Consider the following 24394-nt stretch of genomic DNA (forward strand, 5'->3'; position numbering starts at 1 on the left):
ATCTAGTGGCTGGGGCTGCTCACCAGGTGCTGTTCAGCACAATCCCCGAATCTTCACCGCCGAACCGGCCGGCCAGCCAGGCGTCCAGCAGCCGCCGTGCGATCGTGCCCGGCCCCGGCACGCTGCACCGACCGTCGGCGACCGCCTGCTCGAGCTCCGCCGGGGTGAACCACTCGGCATACTCGATCTCCTCGCCGTCGACCCGGTGCTCGGAACCGACCGCGCGGGCGACGAAACCGAGCATGAGCGAACGCGGGAACGGCCACGGCTGCGACCCGAAATATTCGACCGACGACAGCTCCAGGCCCGTCTCCTCGGCCATCTCCCGGTGCACGGCCTGTTCCAGCGACTCCCCCGCCTCGACGAACCCGGCGAAGGTGGAAACGCGACCCCCGTCCCACGCCCTCTGGTGGCCGAGCAGCACTCGGTTGCGGTCGTCCAGGATCGCCACGATCACGGCGGAATCGGTGCGGGGGAACAGAATCCGGCCACACGGGCACTCGCGGACGAAGCCGCCGTTGGCGACCCGGGTCTCCGACCCGCAGCCCGGGCAGCGGGGGTCGAGGCGATGCCAGTGGCTGACGGCGACAGCGGCGGTGGCGAGATCGCGCTGCGCATCGGAGAGGGTCGAGTTCAGCCGGCGCAGCGTGTCCGCCTCGCCGAGTTCCCCGGCGTCCACGCACTCGGCGAACCAGCTCTGCCCGGCAGCCTGCCCGAGCAGCAACTGCCGCTGACCGTCGTACGCCCCAGCGGCCGCCTCCGAGCGCAGGGCGGTGCGATCCGGCGTACACGCCACCCGACCGGAGCTGTCCAGCCGCACCAGCCGGGCACCCTCACGCCACTGCCGGGCGACCCATTCGGGATCCGCGCGCTGGGCGTCGACTCGGTCCAACAGGCTGCCGCGGTTCCAGTAGTCCACGGCCTCACGCTAGCGCGTCCAGCAGCTCCGAAATCTCGGGCAGTCGGGGCGGGCGGAGCACGGTGTCGGTGCGCACGAAATAGAAGGCGGCGTCCACTCGCTGCACCGGCACGCCCTGCAGCTCCGCCCAGGCCTGCCGATACAGCGCCAGCTGTCCGGGGTCGGCTCCCTCGACACGACCGGTCTTCCAGTCGACCACCAGCCAGTCGAAGTCCGGGTCCGCACTGCGATAGACCGCATCGATCCGTCCGCGGATCACCAGGTCTTCGACCAGCAGCGTGAACGGTGCCTCCAGCGCCTCCGGCACCCGCTCGGCGAAGCGGCCCTCGGTGAACCGTTGGCACAGCTCCCGCAGCTCCAGGTCATCGCCCACCCCGGCGTCCACCCGGTCGGGCAGGTCGTCGGGGTCGACCAGCGGCAGGGTGGCACCGCGCACCGCATAGTGGCGTTCGATCCAGGTGTGGAAGCGGGTGCCGAAGCGGGCGCTGCGCGAGGGCGGCCGCGGCATCGGCCGCAGCAGCGCCTCGGCGTACGCCTGCGGGTCGTTGGCCGCCGCCAGCAGCCCGGTCGCCGACAGCGATCCGGGCAGCCTGACCTCCGCGGGGCCCCGGCGGGCGGCCCGCGCCTCGGCCAGCAGCAGTTCCGCGTCGGCATCCCAGGAGGCGATCAGCTCCGCCTCGTCGAGCAGCACCGGGGCGGGGTCGGGTGGCTCGTGATCGCCGGTGGCCCGGAACCGCTCCCGGGCCGCGGCCACCGCCAGGGCCGCATCGCGGCGCCGGGCCCGCGCGTCGGGGTCGAGCGGTCGCGGCCAGGGCACCGGTTCGGTGGCGGCGTCCAGCGGGTTGACGTCATCGGCGGCGAACAGCGGCGCCTCGGCCAGCAGGTTGCCCTGACGCGTGGCCTCCTCGATGATCGCGTTCAGATAGTCCGACCGCTTCATCGGCTTGACGTTGCCGGGACGCCAGGTGTGCCCGCTGCCGATCAGCACCTGCTTGGCCCGGGTCACCGCGACGTAGCCGAGGCGGTCCTCCGACAGTCGCTGCTGGTCCTTCAGGGCGGTGGCGTACGCCTTGATCCCGGCGTCGCTGGCGTCCTCGAGCTGCGGGATCCAGGCCCGGTCCCCGCGCAGGTCGGAGGGAACCGCGTCGGGTCGCTTCACCCAGTTGTCCAGCACCCGGGTCGACGGGAACACCCCGTCCACCAGCGCCGGCAGATAGACCTGCCGCCACTCCAGCCCCTTGGCCCGGTGCACGGTGAGCAGCTTGACCGAATCGGCGTCCGAGGGGGTGGCGCGCTCCAGTCCGTTGCCGCGTTCCTCCTCCGCCCGCAGATAGGCGAGCAGCCCGCTCAGCGAGGCGTCCCCGTCGACGTCGACATAGGCGGCCACGGCGTCGGTGAACACGGCCAGCTGGTGCCGGCGGTCGGTCACCGCGAATTGCGGGGTGGCCACCAGCTCCACCTCCAATCCGAGCGTGGTGATCACCCGTCGGGTCAGGTCGAGCACCGGCTCGTCGGAGTGGGCGCGCAGCTCCGCCAGCTCGGCCGCGAAGGCGGCGAACCGCTCTCGCGCCGCCGGCGAGAACGGCAGCGCCCCCGGATCCTCCACCGCGTCGATCAGGCTGACCACGCTGGTCGGGTCGACCCCGGACACCACCCCCTGCAGCGCGGCGCTCAGGTCGTCCTCGGCTTCGGCGTTGCCGCCCTGCTCCCGCACCACCTCACGGGCCCGCGCGCCCAGCAGGGCCAGGTCCCGCGGCCCGATCGACCAGCGCGGCCCGCTCAGCAACCGGATCAGATCCGGGTTGGCGGTGACGTCGTCGAGCAGGCGCAGGGTGGACACCACGTCGCGCACCTCGGGCAGGTGCAGCAACCCGCCGAGGCCGACGATCTCGACCGGGATGTCCCGCGAGACCAGTTCGCCATAGAGCGGGGCGATGTCGGCGTTGCGCCGGGTCAGCACCGCCACGTCGGACCAGGCGTCCAGTTCCCCGCCGTCCCGCGCGGCGACCACCTGGTCGGCAAGCCAGCTCACCTCTTCCTGCCAGGTGGTGAAGGTGGCGGCCCGCACCGTCCCGGGCCCGGAGCTGGCCGGGGCGACCAGACGGGTCCCGGTCAGGTCGACCGGCCCGGAATCCAGCAGCGGGTCGCCCCGCAGCGGTGCCGCCAGCAGGTTGGCCACGTCGAGGATCGTCTGGCCGGAGCGCCGGTTCACCGTCAGCGTGAACTGGGCAGCCCGCCCGCCGTCGGCGCGGGGGAAGTCGCTGCTGAAGTTGAGGATGTTGCTGGCCGCGGCCCCGCGCCAGCCGTAGATGGCCTGGAACGGGTCGCCCACCGCGGTCACCGGGTGGCCGCGCCCGGTGTCGGCGTCGGGACCGCTGAACAGGCCCTGCAGCACCGACACCTGGGCGGCGGAGGTGTCCTGGTACTCGTCCAGCAGCACGACCCGGAACTGATCGCGGACGAGCTGGCCCACCTCGGGGGCGGACCGCACCAGCCGGGCCGCGGTGGCCATCTGGTCGGCGAACTCGACCACCCCGAGGCGGTGCTTCAGCGCCTGGTAGTCCCCGACCAGTCCGGCCAGCTCGAGGCGTTCGGCCAGCGCCGCCTCGGCCTGCTGCACCGACTTGTAGGGGTTGCCCCGCCACTGCGGCGCCTGCCCCCAGGCCAGCCGGTATTCCCGCGCGTGCCGGTTCAGCTGGGCCCGGCCGACCAGGTGGGCCTGCAGCTCGGCGTCCAGCTTGAGCACCCGTTCGGTGAGGGTGGCCGGCCGGAACCGGGAGAGCGCCTCGAACGGCCCGGCCGCGCTGGAGACGACGCGGGCGGCGAGCCGCCACCGGGTGGCTCCGGTGATCATGGTCTGTTCGGCGTCCACCCCGATCCGCAGGCCGTGTTCGGCGACCAGCCGGGCGGCGTACGCGTCGTAGGTCATCACCACCTGCTCACCGCCCTCGTCGATGCCGTCGGCGTCCAGCACCCCGGCACCGAGCAGCGCCGCCCGCACCCGGGAGGACAGTTCGGCGGCGGCCTTGCGGGTGAACGTCAACCCGAGCACCTGGTCGGGGCGGACCGCGCCGGAGCCGACCAGCCAGACCACGCGGGCCGCCATCACCGTCGTCTTGCCCGATCCCGCGCCGGCCACGATCACGCCCGGCTCGAGCGGTGCGGTGATCGCCTGCAGCTGTTGCTCGGAGAAAGGGATGCGCAGCGCCTCGGACAGCTCCGCGGGGTCTTTCAGCCGTCGTTTCAGCCGCAGCTGGGTGAGGTGTGCGAGTCCGCTCATCACTCCACCACCTGGGCGCCCTGGGCCGGGCAGGAGCTGACGAAGGAGCAGTAGCGGCAGCTCTTGCCGACCCGGGCCTGGAAGTCCTCGGTGCGGATCATCCGCGCCGCCCGCGAGATCCGGTCGTGCACCCAGGTGGGCTGGTCGGGATCATCGCCCTCCAGGTGCGGCTGGTCGTCCAGGGAGGCCTGCACGAACACCTTCGGATAGAGCAGGTCGCCGCGCTCCTGCAGCCGCAGATAGACCAGTTCCGCCCCGCTGACCCGGCGTTCGCCGCCGGTGAGCCTGTCGAAGGCACCCTGCTGGGCGGCCAACTGATAGACCCCGAGCTGTTCGTGGGAGGGCACCTCGCGGCGGTCGGGTTCGCTGCGGCCGGTCTTGAAGTCCACCACGTGCAGCCGCCCGTCGGCGATCCGCTCCAGCCGGTCGACGCTGCCGGTGAGCAGCACCGGCGCCCCGTCGACCTCGACCTGCAGCCTGAAGCCGACCTCGGTCCCGAGCAACTCCCGCTGCTGGGCGCTCTCCCAGGCAGCGTACCGTTGCACCATCGCCTCGGCCTCCACCCGCTCGACGGCCGACAGATAGTGGGCGTCGAAGTCGAGCTGCTGCCACACCTCGTCGAGGTGTTCCACCAATTCCTCGGTGGACACCTCGTGTCGGGCGGCGTGGTCCACCAGCAGGTGCAGCACCTCACCGGCGGTGGCCGCGCTGTGCCGACCGGACTCCCCCTGCGCCCGCCGGGACAGGAACCACTCGCGCGGGCAGGACAGCAGACTGCCCAGCGCGGAACCGGACAGCTGGACGGGTTCGTCGGCGGGCACCACCGGTGCGTCCGCGCGCGAGGTGTCGCGCATCCCCCACCACCGCGCGGGATCGGCCGCGGGGACCAGCGGGCCCCCCGATTCGTCGCTGGCGTCGGCCAGCCAGGCCAACCGGACCGCGGCCGCGTCCCGCAGGGAGGTGGGCTGTTCCGGGTCGACGGCCACCCGGCGCAGCTCGCCGACCAGCGCCGCCAGGGTCAGCGGTCGCCGGGGTCGCCCGGTGATCGGCTGCACCGGGACCCGCAGCTCACTCAGGAACCTCGAGGGTTGATCCCCCTCGCCCTCGGTGCCCTCGACGGCGGTCACGTACAGCCGCTGCCGGGCCCGGGTGCAGGCGACGTAGAACAGTCGGCGTTCCTCGGCCAGCCGTTCGGACAGGGACAGCCCCTCGCTGAGCCCGACCCCCCCGCCGAGTCGGCCCAGCCGGTCGGCCTGCAGCAGCGATCCGCGGACCCGCAGGTCGGGCCAGCCGCCCTCCTGGACGGAGGCGACGACGACCAGCCGCCACTGCAGCCCCTTCGCCCGGTGCGCGGTGAGCAGGCGTACGCCGCGGCCACCGACATCGCTCTCCCGGTTGGTGTCGGCGGGAATCTGCTGCGCCTCCACCTCGGCCATGAAGGACTCCACCCCGCGTACGCCGATCAGCTCCTCGGAACGGGCGGCGATGTCGAACAGGGCGCACACGGCGTCCAGGTCGCGGTCGGCGCGCCGGGCGGGATCCCCACCGGCAAAGGAATCCGCGCGCAGCCGGGCCGGCCAGCGGGTGCCGGACCAGAGCAGCCACAGCACCTCCTCGGCGGTGCCGCCGGACTCGATGCGGGTGCGCGCGGCGGCGAGCAGCAGCGCCAGCTCACGAGCCCGCTCGAGCTCGGTGGTCGGCCCCAGCGCCCGCTCGCAGTCGTCGAAGCGGCCCGGGTCGCCGAGCGCCAGCCGGCACAGCTCGGCCGAGGATTCGGGCATCGCCCCGCCCAGCTCGAGGCGTTCGGACTCCCGCAGCCGGCGTCCCAGCCGACGCAGCCCGAGGCTGTCCAGCCCGCCCAGCGGCGAGACCAGCAGCCGTGCGGCCTCGTCGGCGTCCGGGGCGCCGGGGCGCAGCGCCACCTGGAGGGCGAGCAGCAGCGGCCGGACCGCCGGCTCGGCCGAGAGCGCGATCTCGTCCCCGGCCACCTCCACCGGTACGCCCGCCGCGGACAGGGCGCGCACCAGCGGCGGCAGGTTGCGCCGGCCGCTGCGCACCAGCACCGCCATCTCGGCCCAGCCGATGCCCTCGTTCAGGTGGGCCTGGCGGAGCAGGTCGGCGATGTGTTCGGCCTCGGCCCCGGTCGACTCGAAGGTCAGCACGTCCACCCGTCCGCCGGGGGCCGATCCCGCCGCAACGGGTTGCCGGAATCGCTCCCGGACCGGTGCCGGCAGGGAACGGGCCAGCGGCAGCCGTTCGGCGAGGTGTCGGGTGGCGTCCGCGATCCGCGGACCGAATCGTCGGGTCGTGCCCAGCGCCACCACCGGGGCCGGTGCGCCGTCGGCGGTGCGGAACCGGTCGGGGAAGTCGAGGATGCCGCGCGCCTCGGCGCCGCGGAAACCATAGATGGACTGGTCCGGGTCGCCGACGGCGACGATGTCCCCGCCCGGTCCGACCAGATCGGCGAGCAGGTCCACCTGGGAGGGGTCGGTGTCCTGGTATTCGTCGACGTAGAGCCCGTCGAACTCCCGCCGCAGCGTGGCGAGCACCTCGGGGTCGGTGAGCAGGATCCGGCACCGGTGCACCAGCTCGGAATAGTCCAGCACCTGCTCGAAGTCGAGCACCTCCAGGTATTCCTCCATGAACCCGCCGACCGCAGCCCACTCCGGGCGCCCGGACTGCTCGGCGGCGGCCACCAGGTCCTCGGGGTCGAGCCCGAGTTGTCGCGCCCGGGCCAGCACCTGGCGTACCTCGGCCGCGAAGGCGCGGGTCGGATAGGCGGCGCGCACCTCGTTGGGCCAGCCGGTCAGCTCGGGATCGCGGTCGGCCAGACCGGCCAGGGTCTCGCGGACCCGGAACTCCTGTTCCGGGGCGGTGAGCAGTCGCAGGTCCCCACCGGTCTCGCCGGCGGCGGCACCGAAGCGGCGCAGCATCGCGTGGCAGAAGGAGTGGAAGGTCATCGCCGTGGGCGTGGCGGTGGATCGGCCGAGGCGGGCGGTGATCCGTTCCCGCAGGTCGGCGGCGGCGCGCCGGGAGAAGGTGAGCACCAGCGGCGTGCGCCCACTCTGCAGCCGGGCCACCACCGCCTCGACCAGGGTGGTCGTCTTGCCGGTGCCGGGGCCGGCCAGCACCAGCAGGGGTCCGCCGGGGTGCTCGACCACGCGCTGCTGATCCCCGTCCAGACGCGGCACCGCAACCTCGACGGACCTCCGCCGCAGGCCGATTCCTGCCATCTGGGCCTCCCCTCACTTCTGCGACCGTTCCCATGCAAGCAGAGGCCACCGACAATCCGTCCGCTGAGGGTGCGATTCCGGCGTACAGGGTGCATGCTGTGATCAGCATCACAGTGTCTGCACCTACGCCCGCCTCGCGAGCCAGGACCGGCTGACAAGGGGCGTCGCCCCTGATCAGAGAATCCTCATCTGTTTCACAGGTGTTTTTGTAGACAAATGGGGTGAATCGGATTCCGAATGGGTATCGGGTGTGCAAGGGTTGGAGACGCTGCAGAAGTGCTTGTATCGCGGTTCCCGCCCGATCCAGGGCTTCTCCGGGAGAGCCCAGCAGTCATGGGGCCGCGGCACCGCGGGTCTGAGTTTCAAGAGAAGGTAGAAAGAGCATGGCACAGGGAACCGTCAAGTGGTTCAACGCCGAAAAGGGCTATGGATTCATCGCCGTTGACGGCGGAGGTCCGAATGATGACGTATTCGTCCACTACACCGCGATCGAGACCAACGGCTTCCGCACCCTGGACGAGGGACAGCGCGTCGAGTTCGAGACCACCCAGGGACCGAAGGGTCCGCAGGCAGACAAGGTGCGGCCTCTCTGAGCCCAACCCCTGACTGATCACACACGAACGGCGCCCCACGGGGCGCCGTTTCTGTGTCCGCGGGCGGAGTCGACGCAGGTCAGTAGGTCGGCTGGCTGGGGTCGATTCGTTCGGCCCAGGCGAGTACGCCGCCGGCCACGTTGAGCGACCGGATTCCCTGTTCTGACAAGATTTCCTGGACCTGAGCAGAGCGTACGCCGGAGCGGCAGTAGAGCAGCACCTCGCCCCCCTCGGCCGCCGCGGTGAGCTCGGCCAGGTCGACCGCCCCACCCTCGAACGCCCCCTTGGGCACCAGCACCGAACCGGGGATGACGCTGATCTCCCGCTCCACCGGCTCGCGGACGTCGACCAGCAGGAAGGTGTCCTCGCCCCGCTCGCGGGCGGCGAGCCGATCCCGCAGCTGTTCGACCTCCAGCGCGGCACCGGAGGCCGCACCGGCCGGGGTGCCGCCGCGGGTCATCCCGCAGAAGGCCTGGTAGTCCTCCAGCAGGGCGGTGATCGTCGGCGAGTCCCCGCACAGCGGGCACGCGGGATCGGCGGCCACGGGAAGCTCTCGCCACCTGGCGGCCAGCGCGTCGTGCACGAGCACCCGCCCGAGCAGCGGTTTCCCGATCCCCAGCAGCAGTTTGACCGCCTCGGCCGCCTGCACCGAACCGACCGCACCGCAGAGCAGCCCCAGCACCCCGCCCTCGGCGCAGCTCGGCACCGCCCCGGGCGGCGGCGGTTCGGGGAACAGGCAGCGATAGCAGGGCCCGTGCCCGGCCCAGAACACGCTCACCTGGGCGTCGAAGCGCAGTATCGAGGCCCAGACGTAGGGCTTGCCGAGCAGGGCGCAGGCGTCGTTGACCAGATAGCGGGTGGCGAAGTTGTCGGTCCCGTCGACCACCAGGTCATAGTCACCGACCAGCTCGAGCGCGTTGTCGGTCCCGAGCTGTGCGTGGTGGCGGATCAGGCGTACCAGCGGGTTGAGCCGGGCGATTGCGTCGGCGGCCGAGTCCACCTTGGGCCGTCCGAGGTCGGGTACGCCGTGCAGCACCTGCCGCTGCAGGTTGGACTCGTCCACCACGTCGAAGTCGATCACCCCGATGGTGCCCACCCCGGCCGCCGCCAGATAGAGCAGGGTGGGCGAGCCGAGTCCGCCGGCCCCGACCACCAGCACGCGGGCGTCCTTCAGCCGGCGTTGACCTTCCGGGCCGACCTCGGGCAGCGTGAGGTGGCGGGCGTACCGGCGCTGTTCCGCGGCCGTCAGCCCGGCGGCGGGGGCCGCCAAGGGAGGGATGTTCACCCGGCAACCCTACGCCGACGGGCCGGGTGCTGGACGGGTCACCGACGATGAGGTGACTGCTCGGTAGGATTCGGGAATGACCGAGCGCAGCGCACCCACTCGACAACGCCTGCCGCGTGACCAGCGGCGGCTGCAGCTGCTGGATGTGGCCAGCACGGTCTTCGCCGACAAGGGTTACCACAACGCCGCGATGGACGACATCGCCGAAGCGGCCGGGGTCTCCAAGCCGGTGCTGTATCAGCACTTCGCCTCCAAGCTGGATCTCTATCTGGCGCTCGTCGACCGCGCCTGCGTGGAGCTGGTCGGGCGGGTCAGTTCGGCGCTGCGGTCCACCGAGGACAACAAGGAACGCGTGAACGGCGCGGTCAGCGCCCTCTATCACTTCGTCTCCGACTCGGGGCGGTCGTTCCGGTTCGTGTTCGAGTCCGACCTGACCGGTGAGGCCCAGGTGGAGCAGCGGCTCTGGCTGGCCCACCAGGAGATGGCCCGCGAGATCGGGGCCGTGATCGCCGGGGACACCGGGCTGGACGACCAGCAGGCCCGACTGCTCGGCAGTTCCCTGGTCGGGATGGCCCAGGTCAGCGCCCGGCACTGGGCCTCGGAGTCGAGCCAGCAGCTGGACGTGCAACAGGCTGCCGACCTGGTCGCCTCGCTGGCCTGGCGCGGCATCCGCACCTTCCCCAAGCACGGGACCGAGCGCTGAACCGTTGCCGACGAGGGTCGGTGCACAGCACCCCCGGCCCGCTAGATTGGCCCCAACGTCTGTAGCGAGGGGAAACGATGAGCATGCAACCCGATCCGAGCGGCATGGGCGCCGCCGCTGCCCAGCCGGCGCCGCTCGCCCCACCGCCCGGCGCCGAGGCCGTCCTCACCCTGGAGGCTCCCCCGGCCCCCGCACCGGTGACCGCTACCCAGGCCCCGAAGATGGCCCCGCAGGTGGCCCCGGAACAGGTCGGCGTGCTCGATCAGAAGGTCGACTCGTTCATGACCGCGCTGACCTCCGCCCAGGCGAAGTCGCCGGAGATGGAGGCGCAGGCCACCGCGGTGCGGAACATGGGTGACGCCGACATCCGCAAGTCGGCCGAGACCTCCAACCGGTTGCTGAACGCGCCGGTCAAGGCGCTCAAGGAGGGCGGGATCTCCCAGGGCTCCAACATCGGCAAGACCCTGCTGGAGCTGCGGCGTACCGTCGAGGACCTGGACCCGGCCCAGGCGACCGGAGTGCGCAAATTCCTCGGGATGATCCCGATGGGCGACAAGATCGTCGACTATTTCCGCAAGTATCAGTCGGCGCAGTCCCATCTCAACGGATTGCTGCACTCGTTGCAGAACGGCAAGGACGAGCTGACCAAGGACAACGTCGCGCTGAACATGGAGAAGCGTAACTTGTGGGCGACCATGGGCCGGCTGAATCAGTACATCTACATCGCCGAACGCCTCGACGCCAAGCTGGCCGCGCAGATCGCGGAGCTGGAGATGACCGACCCGGACAAGGCCCAGTCGCTGAGCCAGGACGTGCTGTTCTATGTCCGGCAGAAGCACCAGGACCTGTTGACCCAGCTGGCGGTGTCGATCCAGAGCTATCTGGCGATCGACATCATCATCAAGAACAACCTGGAGCTGATCAAGGGGGTCGACCGGGCGGCCACCACCACCATGTCCGCCCTGCGGACCGCCGTCATCGTCTCCCAGGCGCTGACCAACCAGAAGCTGGTGCTGGACCAGATCACCGCGCTGAACGCGACCACCTCGAGCATCATCGAGTCGACGTCGATCGCACTGAAGGACAACTCTGCGGCGATCCAGCAGCAGGCTGCCTCCTCCACCATCGGGCTGCCGCAGTTGCAGAACGCGTTCGCGAACATCTACGCGACGATGGATTCGATCGACTCGTTCAAGTTGCAGGCGCTGGACAACATGGCCCAGACAATCGGTGTGCTGGAGCACGAGGTGGACAAGTCCAAGGCCTATCTCGACCGGGTGTCCCAGGCCGACCAGCGGATCGCCGCCGGCAGCATGGACTTCGAGGGTGGTACGCCCGAGCAGCAGGGGCGCTAGTCGATGGGGTTCCTCGACTGGGTCCGCGGCGTCAACGAGAAGCTCGAGCCGCAGGGCAATCAGAGCACCACTCCGGTGGTGCCGAGCGAGAACGACATCCTCAACGCGCTCGACCGCACCGAGGAGCTGGCCGGCCAGTCCGGACTCAACCCGGTGGTGCTGGCGCGGGTGCGCCGGGTGGCCGGTGGAGTGCGGGAAACCCTGCCCAGGATGAAGAACGTCGGGATGGGGTCCTCGGAGACGTATGCGGTGATGGCGACCGCGACGGACTATCTGCCGGAGGCGCTGTCGGCTTACCTGCGGCTCCCCCGGGACTGGGCCGATTCGCGCCCGGTGGAGAACGGCAAGACCAGCCTGATGCTGCTGATCGACCAGCTCGACCTGCTGGGCACCACCGTGGACAAGATCTTCGACGCGGTCTGCCGCTCCGACGCCGATGCGCTGATCGTGCACGGGCGCTTCCTCACCGCCCGCTTCGGTGGCGAGTCCACCGGCGGAGAGCTCGACCTGGCGGCCGGCGCAGACACGTCCGGACCGGCACCTCAGGCGGGTGCCCAGGGCCCGGCCCCGCTGGCGGCGCCGAGCCAACCGCCCCCGCCGGCGGCTCCGCCGACTCAGCCCGCCAACCCGCTCGATCTGCCCTGATCCCTGCCCACAAGGAGAACCCGATGCCCGAGAACGCCACCAGCGGTTCCCTGGCCGACACCCTGGCCAGGCTGGAGGTCGTCGCCGACGCTGTCGGTCTCGATCCGGCGGCGGCGCGGATCGAGGGTATGGCCCTGGCGGCCGCGGTCGCCGAGAGCGGGCGGCAGGCGTTCGTGGACTGGTGCGAGCAGGTGGGTGAGGCGCCGAGCGCGGAGCGGTTCATGTCGATGGCGCAGCACGGGCGACGCTGGCGCGGCGCCCCGACCGCGCTGCTGCACGAGTTGGCCCTCTCCCGGCCCGCGCAGGCTCCGGCGTACGCCCGGGTGCTGGCCGAGGTGTGCACCGGCGCCTGCACCCTGGGGGAACCGAACCAGCGGGTGGCGGGCAACGCCCAGGCGGCCGCCGCGGCCCAGCTGGCCGCAGCCCCCGGAAGCGCGCCGAAGGCTCCCGAGTCGACCCCGCAACGCCCGGAATTCGGTTCCCCGGAGCAGATTCCGGCGACCCCACCCAACCTCGACGAGCCGACGGACCAGCCCGGTCTCGGGTCGCGGGCGCAGGACTTCGCCCGGCAGGCGCCGGAGGTGCTGCGCAACGTGCTGGACCAGCTGCAGCACAGTGTGCGGCGCCAGCAGGACGACCTGGATCGGGTACGCCAGCACAACCCGCTGGCGTCCAGCCTGGATCTGGACCCGTCGGTGCCGATCGGCCCCGGCGCCTTCGCCGGGCTGCCCGGCGGACCCCCCGCCACCTCCCCGGCCACCCCGCCTCCGCCGGTCGGAGATCCAACCAGTGTTGACGATCCCGACCGCGCCGGCATCGGCCAGGCCCAGGCCCCGACCGCCCCCGCTGCCTCGTCCGGCGACCAGCCGGCCGAGGAGACACCGGCCGAGGAGCCGGAACCGCGCTCGCTGGAGGAACTGCTGGCCGAGCTGGACGGGCTCACCGGGCTGGCCCGGGTCAAGGACGAGATCCACAAGCAGGCCGCCGTGCTGCGGATCGAGGGACTGCGCTCCAAGCAGGGACTGTCCTCCCCCACCGTCACCCGACACCTGGTGTTCGTCGGCAACCCGGGCACCGGAAAGACCACGGTGGCCCGCCTGGTCGCCGGGATCTATCGGGCGCTGGGCCTGCTCAGCAAGGGCCAGCTGGTGGAGGTAGACCGCTCCGAGCTGGTCGCCGGTTATCTGGGCCAGACCGCGATCAAGACCGCCGAGGTGGTGAAGTCCGCGATCGGTGGGGTGCTGTTCATCGACGAGGCCTATTCGCTGTCCGGTGACCAGTACGGCACCGAGGCGATCAACACCCTGGTCAAGGAGATGGAGGACAACCGCGACGACCTGGTGGTGATCGTGGCCGGTTATCCGCTGCCGATGTCGGTGTTCATCGCCGAGAACCCCGGGCTCACCTCGCGGTTCCGGACCACCATCGAGTTCGACGACTACACCGACGCCGAGTTGGAGCAGATCTTCACCGGGATGGTCGGCGCCGCCGACTATGACGCGACCGAGGACACCGTGCAGCGGTTCCGCGAGCTGCTCGGCGAGCAGGTGCGCGACTCCAGCTTCGGCAACGGCCGGTTCGCCCGCAACTGTTTGGAGGCGGCCGTCGGGGCGCACGCCTGGCGGCTGCGGGAGGTGGCCGAACCCACGCTGGCGGATCTGCGCACGCTGCTGCCCGACGACCTGGCCGAGGCCGACGAGGACGACGACGAACTGCCCGATCTGGCCCGGCTGCAGCCGGAACCCGGCCAGCCGCTCACCGCCCCCGACGACGACGAGGACGACGATCCGGCCGCCGCTGGTGACGGCACGGTCGACTTCGGCGCCCCGGAGCCGACGCCGCGGCGCTCCGCGGGCCCGGGGCGGGACGCCGATCGATCCGCCCCCGATGAGCCCACCGGGGATCGCCCGTGACCGCTGCCCCCGCTCCCCAGCAGGCCCCCACCGCCGGCACCGCCGCCGCGCCGCCGGGCCAGGTGGCGCCGCGCCCGGGCAGCACCTATCAGCCCGCCCCGCGCGGGACCACCAGCGCCCCGGCGAGCGGCGTCCCCACGCCGAAGCTGCTGCGGCTGCTGATGGCGCTGTGCATGGTGACGACGGTGCTGTTCGGCGGCGCCTCCGGTGCGGTACTGCTGAACGCCAACCACCGGATGGGTGAGGCGGTGCGCAACACCGAGCAACTGCTGCGGGTGCAGACGATCCGGGCGGAGATGCTGCGCGCCGACGCGACCATGTCCAACTCCTTCCTGCTCGGCGGGCAGGAGCAGATGGCTCAGCAGCAGGCGTACCAGAACGCCCTCGAACACGCCCAGCAGCTGGTCGTCGAGGCCGCCGAGGCGCAGCCCGCCGACCGGGTGGCGCTGGTCAAGGTGAACGCCACCCTGGGCCGCTACAGCCGCACCATGGAGCAGGCCCGGGACAACAACCGGCAGGGTTTCCCCGTCGGCCAGGCCTATCTGAACGACGCCGGCGGCCAGCTGCGCAACGGGATGCTGCCGGTGCTGGACTCGCTCGCCGAGACCAACCGCGCCCGGGTGTCGGACCAGACCCACTCCAGTCAGGGCGCCTGGATCGTCGTCACCGGGGTGCTCGCGCTGGCGGCGCTGATCGCCACCATGTGGCTGACCGCGCTGCGGTTCCGGCGGGTGGTCAACCTCGGGCTGGGTGCGGCCACCGTGCTGGTGCTGGCCGGGTTGCTCACCGGCGCGCTGACGATGGCCAACAACGCCACCACCTCCGACACCGTGAACAGTCAGTCGTTGGCCACCGCCCAGGCCGCGGCCAACGCCCGGGCGCACGGCTATGACGCCAAGGTGTACGAGAACCTGACGCTGATCTCGCGTTCCGGCGGTGGCGAACTGGAGCAGTCCTGGGCGGACGCGTCGTGGGAGACCCGCTATGCGCTGCGCCGGATCCCCGACGCCACCGACCGGAACCGGCTCACCCAGCTGTGGGACACCCACTCGTTCGTGCACCTGGCGATCCGCAACAACGACGCGGCCGGACGTTGGGACCAGGCCCGTGAGCTGGCCACCAACGACGCCCCGACCGGCTCCAACCAGACCTTCGCCCGCTTCGACGAGTCCGTGACCCGGTTGATGCAGACCTCCGGCGAGCGGGCCACGACCAGCCTGCGCAACCAGTACGTCGGCCTGCTCGTGGCGGCCGGACTGTGCATGGCGAGCGCGCTGGCCGCCGTGGCCGGCGCCGGCTGGGGCATCCGGACCAGGCTGAGGGAGTACGCCTGATGCGTCGACTGCTGCCCCGTCGGGTGACCGGACTGCTGCTGGCCGTGGGACTGCTGCTCACCGGCTGCAGCGCGAGCTATCGGCCCACTCCGCTGCCCTCGGACCCGCCCGGCCCCCGCACGCCCGGCAGCCCACCGCGGCCGTGCACCGACCCACTGCGCAGCTATGACCCGATGCCGCTGCCCCCGGCGGGCAGCGTGCCGACCAACTCGTCGATGGGCCGGGTCGCCGACCGCGGCCGGATGATCGTGGGGGTCTCCTCGGACACGCTGTCGATGGCCTCGCGCGAAGCTGGAACCGGGGAGATCACCGGCTTCGAGATCGACCTGGCCCGCGCCATCGCCGAGGTGATCCTCGGCCCCGGCGGGAAGATCGAGTTCCGGGTGGTCGGTCCGGCCGAGGCGCAGCAGCAGGTCGAGACCGGCGAGCTGGACCTGGTGATCGACCAGATCGGGCTGAGCTGCACCACCTGGGCGCGGGCGGCGCTGTCGGCCCCCTATCTGAAGACCGAGCTGCGGGCGATCACCCGCCCGTCGGTCCAGTTCAACCCGAACACGCTCGGGTCCACCCCGACCTGCGTCCCGGCCGGCACCCACTCCCAGGAGCTGATCCGGGCCAAGGTGCCCAACCCGGTCCTGGGGCGGACCTGGAGCGACTGCCTGATGCGGTTCCAGCGCGGCGAGGTGGACGTGGTCGTCGCGCCGCTGCCGATCGCCGGCGGGCTGGCCCGCCAGGACCCGTACGCCAAGGTCAGCGACGCCGGTCTCGGCGAGATCCAGTTCGCGGTGATGGCGCCGCAGCGGAACGTGGACATGATCCGGTTCGTGAACGCGGTCCTCGCCCAACGGGTCGGCTCAGGTGAGTGGCAGCGCAGCTACGACCGCTGGGTACGCCCCTACGGTGGCGACGGCCGGCCACCCACCCCGACCTACGGGAGGTCGTGATGACGGCGCAGTCCCGGGCCCGGTCCGTGCTGGCCCCGCTGGCGCCGGGCCGGATCGGCGTACCCGTGCCGCCGGAACAGCTCCAGCGCTATCTCGGTGCGCTGCACGACTGGACGGCCGCCCGGCGCCGCGAACTGGACCTGCTCGACGCGGCCCTGCTCCGCTCCCCCCAACGGGCCCAGTTGACCCGCGACATGATGCTGTCGATGGCACTGTGGAAGGCGGTCCGGGACCGGCTCGACCTGCTGCTCGCCACCTGGGACTCCGGCCGCGTCGGCCGGACCGAGCTGGAGCGGTTGTCGGCGCTGGTGTGGGGCCGGCTGGACGCCACCCTCGACCCGTCCCTGCTGGCCCGCGCGGACGCCGGTGACGCCCACCCGCACGCGCCGGGTGCGACCCAGAGCGGGCTCGCGGTGTCGCTGCCGGAGGCGTGCCGGCTCTCCGACGCGATGGCCGCCCAACTGCGCACCCGGTTGGCGCTCGACCCGGCGGCCGACGAACTGACCAACCGGCTGCGCGACCTGCGCGCCCAGGTGGAGCGGATCCGCGACCAGGTCGCGCTGGAACCGGCCGCGCTGCGCGCCGCCCCGGCGACCCGGCTGGCCGAGCTTGACGCCCGCGTCGGTGAGATGACCGAGCGGCACAGCCGCGGCGGCGACGTGGGCGGAATGATCGGGCCGGCCGAGATCGAGGCGGCCCGGTTCGAGCGGGACCTGATCGTCGGCGGGGTCGAACGGCGCCGGGCCCGCGGCCTGGTCGACCGGGCCCGCGAGCTGCGCGCCGACCTGGAGTCGCGGGAGGCGGCGTTGACCCAGCTGGTCACCCAGTGCGTACGCAGGGTCGCGCCGGCCCCGAAATATGCCGTCCCCGACGTGGCGGCCCTCGGCCCGTTGCCGAACACCGCCGAGAAGATCGAGGCCTATCTGAAGAAGCTGGACCAGGTCAGCCGGGCGATGCAGGTGGTGCAGGAGTCCTACACCCGGGCGCTGCACGAGCACACGACGCTGGTCGAGCGGATGGCGGTGCAGCGCGAGCGGGCCACCGTGGCCGGCTTCGAGAACCACCGCGACCTGGTCGCGATCGACTCGATCACCCGCGACGTGCTGGAGCGCGAACCCTCCCCCATCCCGCTGGCCACCGAGCTGGTGGAGGCCTACGAGATGGGCGTGCAGTGGCTCGGCGCCCAGCACCGGGCCCGCACCCAGCAGCCGAAGGGAGAGCGCGGATGAAGTGCGACCAGCCGGGCTGCACCGGCAGCATCGCCGACGGCTATTGCGACGTGTGCGGGATGCCGCCCAGCAGCAGCGCCCAGCCGGCCGCGCAACCGCCCGCGCAGCCGAGCGCGAGCGCACCGGCCGCCGGTCAGGCCCCGCTCGATGCCACGATGCCCACCCCACCGCCGCGACCGCTGGGCAACCGGCTCAAGCCGGTCCCCGGCGCCCCGCCAGCGGCCCGCGCCACGGGTCGCTGCGCGATGCCCGGGTGTGGCGGGGAGATCCGCGACGGCTACTGCGACATCTGCGGCTCGCCCCCGGATGCGGCACCGACTCCGGTCGGCGACGACGCCGCGCTGTCCACGGTGACCAAGGGATCCTCGCGGCTCGGCTCCACCGCGCTCGGCTCCCAGCGGGCGGCCAGCAGCGGATCGCGCTCGACCCGGCGTACCGGAACCGGCTCGCAGCGGATGCGCGGAAACCGGATCGGCGCCGGGCTGACCCGGGTCCCGCCGGCGCCGTCGGTGGATCCGTCGGGCGCCATCATGAAGGACCCGATGGTGCCCGAGAACCGGCGCAACTGCCCCAGCTGCGGGGCACCGGTCGGCCGGTCCCGCGGCGACCGGCCCGGGCGTACCACCGGCTTCTGCGCCAAGTGCCGCAACCCGTTCTCGTTCGAGCCGAAGCTGAAGCGTGGCGACCGGGTCGCCGGGCAGTACGAGGTGGCCGGCTGTCTCGCCCATGGCGGGCTCGGTTGGATCTATCTGGCCCGGGACCGCAACGTGTCCAACCGGTGGGTGGTGCTCAAGGGCCTGCTCAACTCCGGTGACGCCGACGCCCTGGCCGCGGCCATCGCGGAGCAGCAATTCCTTGCCCAGGTTGAACATCCGCTGATCGTGGAGATCTACAACTTCGTCACCCACGAGGGTGCCGGCTACATCGTGATGGAGTACGTCGGCGGCCGGTCGCTCAAGGAACTGCTGAAGGATCGGATGGAGGCCAACGGCGGCGACTACGACCCGCTGCCGCCGGACCAGGCGATGGCCTACCTGATCGAGGCGCTGCCGGCTTTCCAGTATCTGCACGACATGGGGCTGGTCTATTGCGACTTCAAGCCCGACAACATCATCCAGGTCGGTGACGCGATCAAGCTGATCGACCTTGGTGGCGTACGCCGGGCCGACGACGAGGAGTCGGCGATCTATGGCACCGTCGGCTATCAGGCGCCCGAGGTGGCGCGGGCCGGGGTGTCGGTGGAGTCGGACATCTTCACCATCGGGCGCACGCTGATGGTGCTCTGCTCCGAGTTCAAGGGATACCAGACCAGTTTCGAGTTCACCTTGCCGCCGGTCGAGCAGACGCCGCTGTTCCAGCAGAACGACTCGCTCTATCGGCTGCTGCAGAAGTGCTGCGCCCCCGACCCGGCCGACCGGTTCGCCAGCGCCGACGAGCTGCGCGTGCAGCTGCTCGGCGTGCTCCGCGAGACCGTGGCCCGGCGCACCGCCGGCACCGCGCTGACCAGTGCCGCCTCGGTGCTGTTCGAACCGCCGGCCTTCCTTGGCGAACAGCTCGACTGGCACATGCTGCCGAAGCTGCGGCCCGACACCACCGACGCCCAGCACGCCTGGCTCAGCAACGTCGACATCGACGACCCGCGGGAGCGGCTGGCCGTGCTGGCCCAGGCCCCCGAGGAGTCGGCGGAGGTACGCCTGTTCCGCTGCCAGGCGGCGCTGGAGATCGGCGACAGCACGCTCGTGGCCGCCGAGACCCGGCAGCTGCTGCAGGCCGACCCGTGGGAGTGGCGGGCGGTCTGGATGTCCGGGCTGGCCGCCCTGCAGGCGAAGGACTGGACCACCGCGCAGCAGGCGTTCAACGCGGTCTATGGCCAGCTGCCCGGTGAGCTGGCCCCCAAGCTGGCGCTGGCGATGGCCTGCGAGAGCGGCAAGGAACCGGAGGTGGCCGAGGCGCTCTATGCGACGTGCGTGTCCACCGACGCCAACTACGTCACCCCCTCCGCGTTCGGGCTGGCCCGGATCCGGGCACACCGGGGCGACCTCACCTCGGCGGTGGCCGCGCTGGACATGGTGCCGGTGACCAGCCGCGGTTACGCCGAGTCGCGCCGGTTGCGGGCCCGGCACCTGCTCGCGATGGGCAAGGGGCTGGCCGACCTGGACGAGGCGATGCGCTCGATCGAGGGGGTACGCCTGGACGGCCGCGACGCCGACGAGTTCAGCGTCAACATCCTCGAACGCGCACTGACCGAGGTCCGCCGTTCCGGACCCCAGCCCAAGCAGCAGGTGGGCGCCTACCCGGCCCGGGAGGACGCCCTGCGCGCCGGCCTGGAGCAGGCGTACCGGTCGCTGGCCCGCCACGACGAGCAACGCCGCGTCGAGCTGATCGACCGGGCCAACCGGATGCGCCGCTGGAGCCTGCTGTGACCGAGGAAGGACCTGTCTTGTCCAACGAAGGACCCGGCGTGACCGCCACCGAGGCGCGCGCGGAGACGACGCCCTGTGTCTCCTGCGGCGCCACCGTGCAGCCGTGGGAGGCCTATTGCGAGGGCTGCGGGGCCCAGCTCACCCCACGCTCCGAGCCCCCGACCCCCGAACCCGAGTCCGCGGACGGTCCGCGGGACAGCCGCTCGGTCCACCTGCCCCGCGCCGCCCAACCCGAACCGGTCGCGGCGCCCCGACCCTGCCGCGAGTGCGGGGGCACGGTGGACGCCGACGGCTATTGCGAGCAGTGCGGCGCCAAGGCACCCAGCGAACGGGAGCACTGGAGCGAGACCCCGGCCGGCTGGCTCGGTGGGGTGTGCGACCGCGGCATCCGGCACTCCCGCAACGAGGACGCGATGGCGCTGGGGCTGGACGGGGGCCGGGCCGTGCTGGTGGTGTGCGACGGGGTGTCCTCCTCCGAGGACTCCGACGTGGCCTCGCTGGCCGCCGCCCGGACCGCCCGGGACGTGCTCGGCGCGCAGCGACCGAGTGGCCTGGGGGTCGCCGAGTCCCGGCACCAGGCGGTGCTGGCCGTGCTGGCCGACGCCGTGGTCGCCGCCAACGACGCGGTCGTCGAGGCCACCGCACCGAGCTCGCGCAACGCGGCCTCCTGCACCTTCGCCGCGGCCGTGGTGGAGGACGGGGAGATCGCGTACGCCAGCCTGGGTGACTCACGGATCTATTGGTTGGCCGACACCGGCGAGTCGCGCCAGCTCAGCGTGGACGACTCGGTCGCCCAGTTGCAGATGGCCGCCGGCGCCAGCCGCGAGCAGGCCGAGAACGGCCCGCAGGCGCACGCGATCACCAAGTGGCTGGGACGCGATGCGCCCGACCTGACCCCGACCGGCGGGGTGATCGAGGTGCCGGGTGACGGCTGGCTGATGGTCTGCTCCGACGGGCTGTGGAACTATGCGTCGACCCCCGATGAGCTCGAGACCCAGGTGGCCCGGCTGCTGGTCGCCGATCCGGCGTACGCCGAACCCACCGGGTTGGCCGAGGGGCTGGTCGCCTGGGCGAACGAGCAGGGCGGCAAGGACAACATCACCGTGGCGCTGGCCCGGTTCGGGGATTCTGCGCTGCCTCCCGAGCACACTGGCCGGGTCCGCGGATAGGCTGAAGGGCCCAGTCACCAACAGGGGGAGCAGATGGCCGATTTCACATCCGAGGTCTACCAGAACGAGTTCCTGCCCGACGGCGGTACCGACGTGAACGCGATCGTCACGATCGCCTGCAGCGGGGCCGGTAAAGCGGGGCAGGGTGCCGGCGGTGACGCGGGAGAGATCATCATCGTCGACACCTCCGGATCGATGGGCGACACGAACATGGAGGCGGCCAAGAGCGCCGCGACGGCCGCGCTGGACCACATCGTCGACGGCACCTGGTTCGCCGTGGTCGCCGGCAACCACCAGGCCTATCTCGCCTATCCGGTGACCCGCGGTGGTCAGGGGATGGTGCGGATGGACTCCTCCACCCGCTATCAGGCGGCGCAGGCGATCCGCTATTTCCACTCCGACGGTGGCACCGCGATGGGGTCGTGGCTGAACCTCACCCGCGCGCTGTTCAACTCGGTCCCGGGGATCCGTCAGCGGCACGCGATCCTGCTCACCGACGGGGAGAACCACAACGAGACCCCGCAGCAGCTGGACGCCGCCATCCAGGCCTCGATCGGGCAGTTCCAGTGCGACTGCCGCGGGATCGGCGTGGACTGGAAGGTGAACGAGATCCGCCGGATCGCGCAGGCGCTGCTCGGCACCGTTGACCTGATCCCGCACCCGTCGCAGCTGGGGGCGGTGTTCAGCGAACTGATGCAGAAGTCGATGGGTCGTGGCGTGGCCGAGGCCGAGCTGCGGGTGTGGTCGCCGCAGGGCGCCCAGGTGCTGTTCGTCCGCCAGGTCTCCCCCACCGTCGAGGACCTGACCTCACGCTCGCGGCAGGTGAACCCGCTCACCACGGCGTACCCGACCGGAGCCTGGGGTGATGAGTCCCGGGACTATCACGTCGCGGTACGCCTGGCCGCGCGCGCACTGGGCCAGGAGCAGTTGGCCGCCCGGGTCCAGCTGGCGGTGAACGACCAGGTGGTGACCCAGGCGCTGGTCAAGGCGACCTGGTCCTCCGACGACACGCTGACCACCCGGATCAACCCGGCGGTGGCGCACTACACCGGGCAGACCGAGCTGGCCGACGCGATCCAGCAGGGGCTGGCCGCCAAGGCGTCCGGAGACGACCGGACCGCCACCACCCGGCTCGGCCGGGCGGTGCAGCTGGCCCGCGAGACCGGCAACGCCGAGGCGACCGCCAAGCTGCGGAAGGTCGTCGACGTGCAGGACGAGGAAACCGGTACCGTCAGGTTGAAGCGGTCCGTCGACAAGGCCGATGAGATGGCCCTGGACACCGCCTCCACCAAGACGACGAGGATCCGAGGTTGACGATGCCCCCCTCTCCGGGACAGCAGTTGCGCTGCCCCGACGGACACGCGAGCCAGTCCGACGACTATTGCGATGTCTGCGGGATGCCCATGTCCAGTGGCGGTGCGGCACCCGCTCCGGCGTCGCGGCCAGAACCGGCGGCCGCCAAACCGCCGGCTGGCCTGGAATGCCCCAACTGTTCGGTGATGAACGCCGCCGAGGCGCTGTTCTGCGAGGCCTGCGGCTATGACTTCACCACCGGGACCATGCCCCGCCCCACCCCGAACCCCCTCGACCTGGACACCCCGATGCCCGCCGCAGACTCCGTTGGCGAGCGAGACAACAGTGAGTCGAAGGAGGCCGAGCCCGCCCCGGCCAAGGAGACCGCACCGGCTGCGGCGCCGCAGCCGGTGCCGTTCGCCCAGCCGGTCGGCCCGCCCGCCCAGGCGCAGCAACCCGCCCCGGCCCAGCCGCCCCAGACCGACGAGCGGGCCGAACCGATCCGCTCCACCCCGGCCAGGCCGGACAGGTCGGACAGCGACGCCGGATGGGTGCTCGAGGTGTGGATCGACCCGGAGTGGTACGCCCTGCAGCAGAGTTCGGACCCGATGCCCTCACCGGGCCTGCCGCACGTGGTGCCGCTGCGCAAGCGTTCGGTGCTGATCGGCCGCCCCTCGCGCAGCCGCGGCATCACCCCGGACATCGACTGCGAGCCCGACTCCGGGATCAGCCGGCGCCAGGCCCAGTTGAGCACCGACGGCACCCGCTGGTTCGTCGAGGACCTCGACTCGGCCAACGGCACCTACGTCGCCGACGCCGCCGGCCCGCTGCCCACCACCCCGATCCCCTCCGGTCGCCGCCACGAACTCGACGGCGACGACCGGATCTATCTGGGCGCCTGGACCCGGTTGGTGCTGCGTCGCTCGACTCCCGAGGAGCTGGAGCTGTACGCCGAGGGCTGAGCCGGTGCGCCGTCGGCGAACAAACCCCGGAGCGTGCCCGCCGGTGTGGAAAGGTTGAGGCGTACACCGAAGCCTGAGGAGGCACCCGTGGAAGTCAAGGTCGGGATCCAGCACATCGCGCGCGAACTCACCGTCGACACCGACCAGACCGCCGAAGAGGTCCAGGAGGCCTACCTGAAGGCGCTGGACGGCAACGACACCCTGCTGCTGCACGACGCCAAGGGCGGGCGTACGCTGCTGCGCGCCAGCCAGATCGCCTATCTCGACCTCGGTCAGGAGCAGGCGCGCAAGGTGGGCTTCGGCGCGGTCTGACCCTAGCTCGCCAAGCCGAGGCGCTCCATCCGCAGCGCGTGGTTCTCGGTCAGCCGGGCGAACATCCGCCCGATGGCGTCCAGCGGCATGCCCGGCCGCTGTCCGGCGCCGGTGAGCAGGCCGGTCAGCGCGTCCCGGTCCGCGGCCACCCGCTGGGCCTGGGTGAGCGCCTCCCCCACCAGCCGCCGACCCCACAGGGCCAACCGTCCGGCGACCTTGGGATCCTCGGCGCAGGCCTGGCGTACCCGACCCACGATGTAGTCCCCGGCCCGGTCGTCGGCCAGCACGTCGAAGACCAGGTCGCGGGTCTGCGGGTCGACGTAGGCCGCCACCTCGCGATAGAAGTCGGCGGCGAACCCGTCTCCGACGTAGGTCTTGACCATGCCCTCCAGCCAGGAGCGGGGGCGGGCGAAGTCGTGATAGGCGTCGAACGGCTGCTGGAACGGCTCCATCGCGACCATCACGTCCACGTCGCGGTCCAGCAGGTGGCTGCGGACCCGGTCGAAGTGGTTGATCTGCTGGGCCGCCATGGAGGCCATCATCACCTTGTCGGCCAGGGTGGGCGCGTGGGCGGCGTCGTCGGCCAGCCGCTGGAAGGCGGTCAGCTCGCCGTAGGCGAGGGTGCCGAGGAGGTCCACCACGCCCTGTCCATAGCCGCCGTCGTCGTCGATTGCGGCCGTGGAACTGTCCGAGACCTCGCGCGGCGTTTCACTCATATCGCCCACCCTAGCTACACTGGGCCTTCGGCACGCGTCCTCGCGTGCCCTGCTCTGGCCCGTGCTCAGTCTGCACGCCGCGCCGG

The 24394-nt window shown here is 71.8% G+C and carries 18 protein-coding genes; 13 read left to right on the forward strand and 5 right to left on the reverse strand.

What is annotated here, in order from left to right:
- Nucleotides 1–19 precede the first annotated feature (19 nt).
- From nudC to CGZ93_RS13620, 3 genes are read right to left on the reverse strand one after another with little or no spacing between them, the layout of a single operon-like run.
- Nucleotides 20–919 (reverse strand): NAD(+) diphosphatase, encoded by a 900-nt coding sequence (gene nudC / locus CGZ93_RS13610; protein ID WP_094364680.1) that lies wholly within the window; start codon nucleotides 917–919, stop codon nucleotides 20–22.
- 4 nt (nucleotides 920–923) lie between these two features.
- On the reverse strand, nucleotides 924–4199 hold the full coding sequence (locus CGZ93_RS13615) for an ATP-dependent DNA helicase (RefSeq protein WP_229117452.1): 3276 nt from the start codon (nucleotides 4197–4199) through the stop codon (nucleotides 924–926).
- Nucleotides 4199–7432, reverse strand: a complete 3234-nt coding sequence (locus CGZ93_RS13620) for an ATP-dependent helicase (RefSeq protein WP_094364681.1) — start codon at nucleotides 7430–7432, stop codon at nucleotides 4199–4201. Before CGZ93_RS13620 ends, CGZ93_RS13615 begins: the two co-directional genes overlap by 1 nt.
- A 383-nt stretch (nucleotides 7433–7815) precedes the next feature.
- On the opposite strand from CGZ93_RS13620, the gene CGZ93_RS13625 reads away from it, so the two are divergent.
- Complete coding sequence (locus tag CGZ93_RS13625; protein ID WP_094364682.1) at nucleotides 7816–8025, forward strand: cold-shock protein; 210 nt, start codon at nucleotides 7816–7818, stop codon at nucleotides 8023–8025.
- Between the two features lie 79 nt (nucleotides 8026–8104).
- Here the strand turns inward: CGZ93_RS13625 and moeB are convergent, their stop codons facing one another.
- Nucleotides 8105–9310 (reverse strand): molybdopterin-synthase adenylyltransferase MoeB, encoded by a 1206-nt coding sequence (gene moeB / locus CGZ93_RS13630; RefSeq protein ID WP_094364683.1) that lies wholly within the window; start codon nucleotides 9308–9310, stop codon nucleotides 8105–8107.
- A 76-nt stretch (nucleotides 9311–9386) separates the two neighbouring features.
- On the opposite strand from moeB, the gene CGZ93_RS13635 reads away from it, so the two are divergent.
- From CGZ93_RS13635 to CGZ93_RS13690, 12 genes are all read left to right on the forward strand, one after another.
- A complete protein-coding gene (locus CGZ93_RS13635) occupies nucleotides 9387–10013 on the forward strand; it encodes a TetR/AcrR family transcriptional regulator (RefSeq protein ID WP_094364684.1) in 627 nt (208 codons plus the stop codon).
- Between the two features lie 77 nt (nucleotides 10014–10090).
- Nucleotides 10091–11368, forward strand: coding sequence for a toxic anion resistance protein (locus CGZ93_RS13640; RefSeq protein WP_229117453.1), 1278 nt, complete (start codon nucleotides 10091–10093; stop codon nucleotides 11366–11368).
- A 3-nt stretch (nucleotides 11369–11371) separates the two neighbouring features.
- Nucleotides 11372–12013, forward strand: coding sequence for a hypothetical protein (locus CGZ93_RS13645; RefSeq protein ID WP_094364686.1), 642 nt, complete (start codon nucleotides 11372–11374; stop codon nucleotides 12011–12013).
- A gap of 23 nt (nucleotides 12014–12036) precedes the next feature.
- Entirely contained in the window at nucleotides 12037–13926 is a 1890-nt protein-coding gene (locus CGZ93_RS13650) for an AAA family ATPase (RefSeq protein WP_094364687.1), read from the forward strand.
- On the forward strand, nucleotides 13923–15260 hold the full coding sequence (locus CGZ93_RS13655; protein WP_094364688.1) for a hypothetical protein: 1338 nt from the start codon (nucleotides 13923–13925) through the stop codon (nucleotides 15258–15260). Before CGZ93_RS13650 ends, CGZ93_RS13655 begins: the two co-directional genes overlap by 4 nt.
- On the forward strand, nucleotides 15260–16204 hold the full coding sequence (locus tag CGZ93_RS13660) for a transporter substrate-binding domain-containing protein (protein WP_094364689.1): 945 nt from the start codon (nucleotides 15260–15262) through the stop codon (nucleotides 16202–16204). The genes CGZ93_RS13655 and CGZ93_RS13660 overlap by 1 nt, the downstream gene beginning before the upstream one ends.
- Nucleotides 16204–17433, forward strand: a complete 1230-nt coding sequence (locus CGZ93_RS13665) for a hypothetical protein (protein WP_094364690.1) — start codon at nucleotides 16204–16206, stop codon at nucleotides 17431–17433. The genes CGZ93_RS13660 and CGZ93_RS13665 overlap by 1 nt, the downstream gene beginning before the upstream one ends.
- A complete protein-coding gene (locus CGZ93_RS13670) occupies nucleotides 17430–19856 on the forward strand; it encodes a serine/threonine-protein kinase (protein WP_094364691.1) in 2427 nt (808 codons plus the stop codon). The genes CGZ93_RS13665 and CGZ93_RS13670 overlap by 4 nt, the downstream gene beginning before the upstream one ends.
- Nucleotides 19857–19894: 38 nt before the next feature.
- Nucleotides 19895–21025 carry a PP2C family protein-serine/threonine phosphatase gene (locus CGZ93_RS13675; protein ID WP_324252449.1) on the forward strand — a complete coding sequence of 377 codons (1131 nt, stop codon included), beginning with the start codon at nucleotides 19895–19897 and terminating at the stop codon, nucleotides 21023–21025.
- 33 nt (nucleotides 21026–21058) lie between these two features.
- Nucleotides 21059–22339 carry a vWA domain-containing protein gene (locus tag CGZ93_RS19775; protein WP_094364692.1) on the forward strand — a complete coding sequence of 427 codons (1281 nt, stop codon included), beginning with the start codon at nucleotides 21059–21061 and terminating at the stop codon, nucleotides 22337–22339.
- Between the two features lie 2 nt (nucleotides 22340–22341).
- Nucleotides 22342–23280: an FHA domain-containing protein gene (locus CGZ93_RS13685; RefSeq protein ID WP_094364693.1), complete on the forward strand. Its 939-nt coding sequence runs from the start codon at nucleotides 22342–22344 to the stop codon at nucleotides 23278–23280.
- Between the two features lie 87 nt (nucleotides 23281–23367).
- On the forward strand, nucleotides 23368–23592 hold the full coding sequence (locus CGZ93_RS13690) for a DUF3107 domain-containing protein (protein WP_094364694.1): 225 nt from the start codon (nucleotides 23368–23370) through the stop codon (nucleotides 23590–23592).
- Nucleotides 23593–23594: 2 nt separating this feature from the next.
- Here the strand turns inward: CGZ93_RS13690 and CGZ93_RS13695 are convergent, their stop codons facing one another.
- The gene (locus tag CGZ93_RS13695; RefSeq protein WP_094364695.1) at nucleotides 23595–24308 is read right to left on the reverse strand and encodes a ferritin-like fold-containing protein; all 714 of its coding nucleotides are present in this window, start codon (nucleotides 24306–24308) and stop codon (nucleotides 23595–23597) included.
- Nucleotides 24309–24394 lie beyond the last annotated feature (86 nt).

Origin of the sequence: Enemella dayhoffiae, assembly GCF_002250625.1 — a bacterium.
Classification (GTDB): domain Bacteria; phylum Actinomycetota; class Actinomycetes; order Propionibacteriales; family Propionibacteriaceae; genus Enemella; species Enemella dayhoffiae.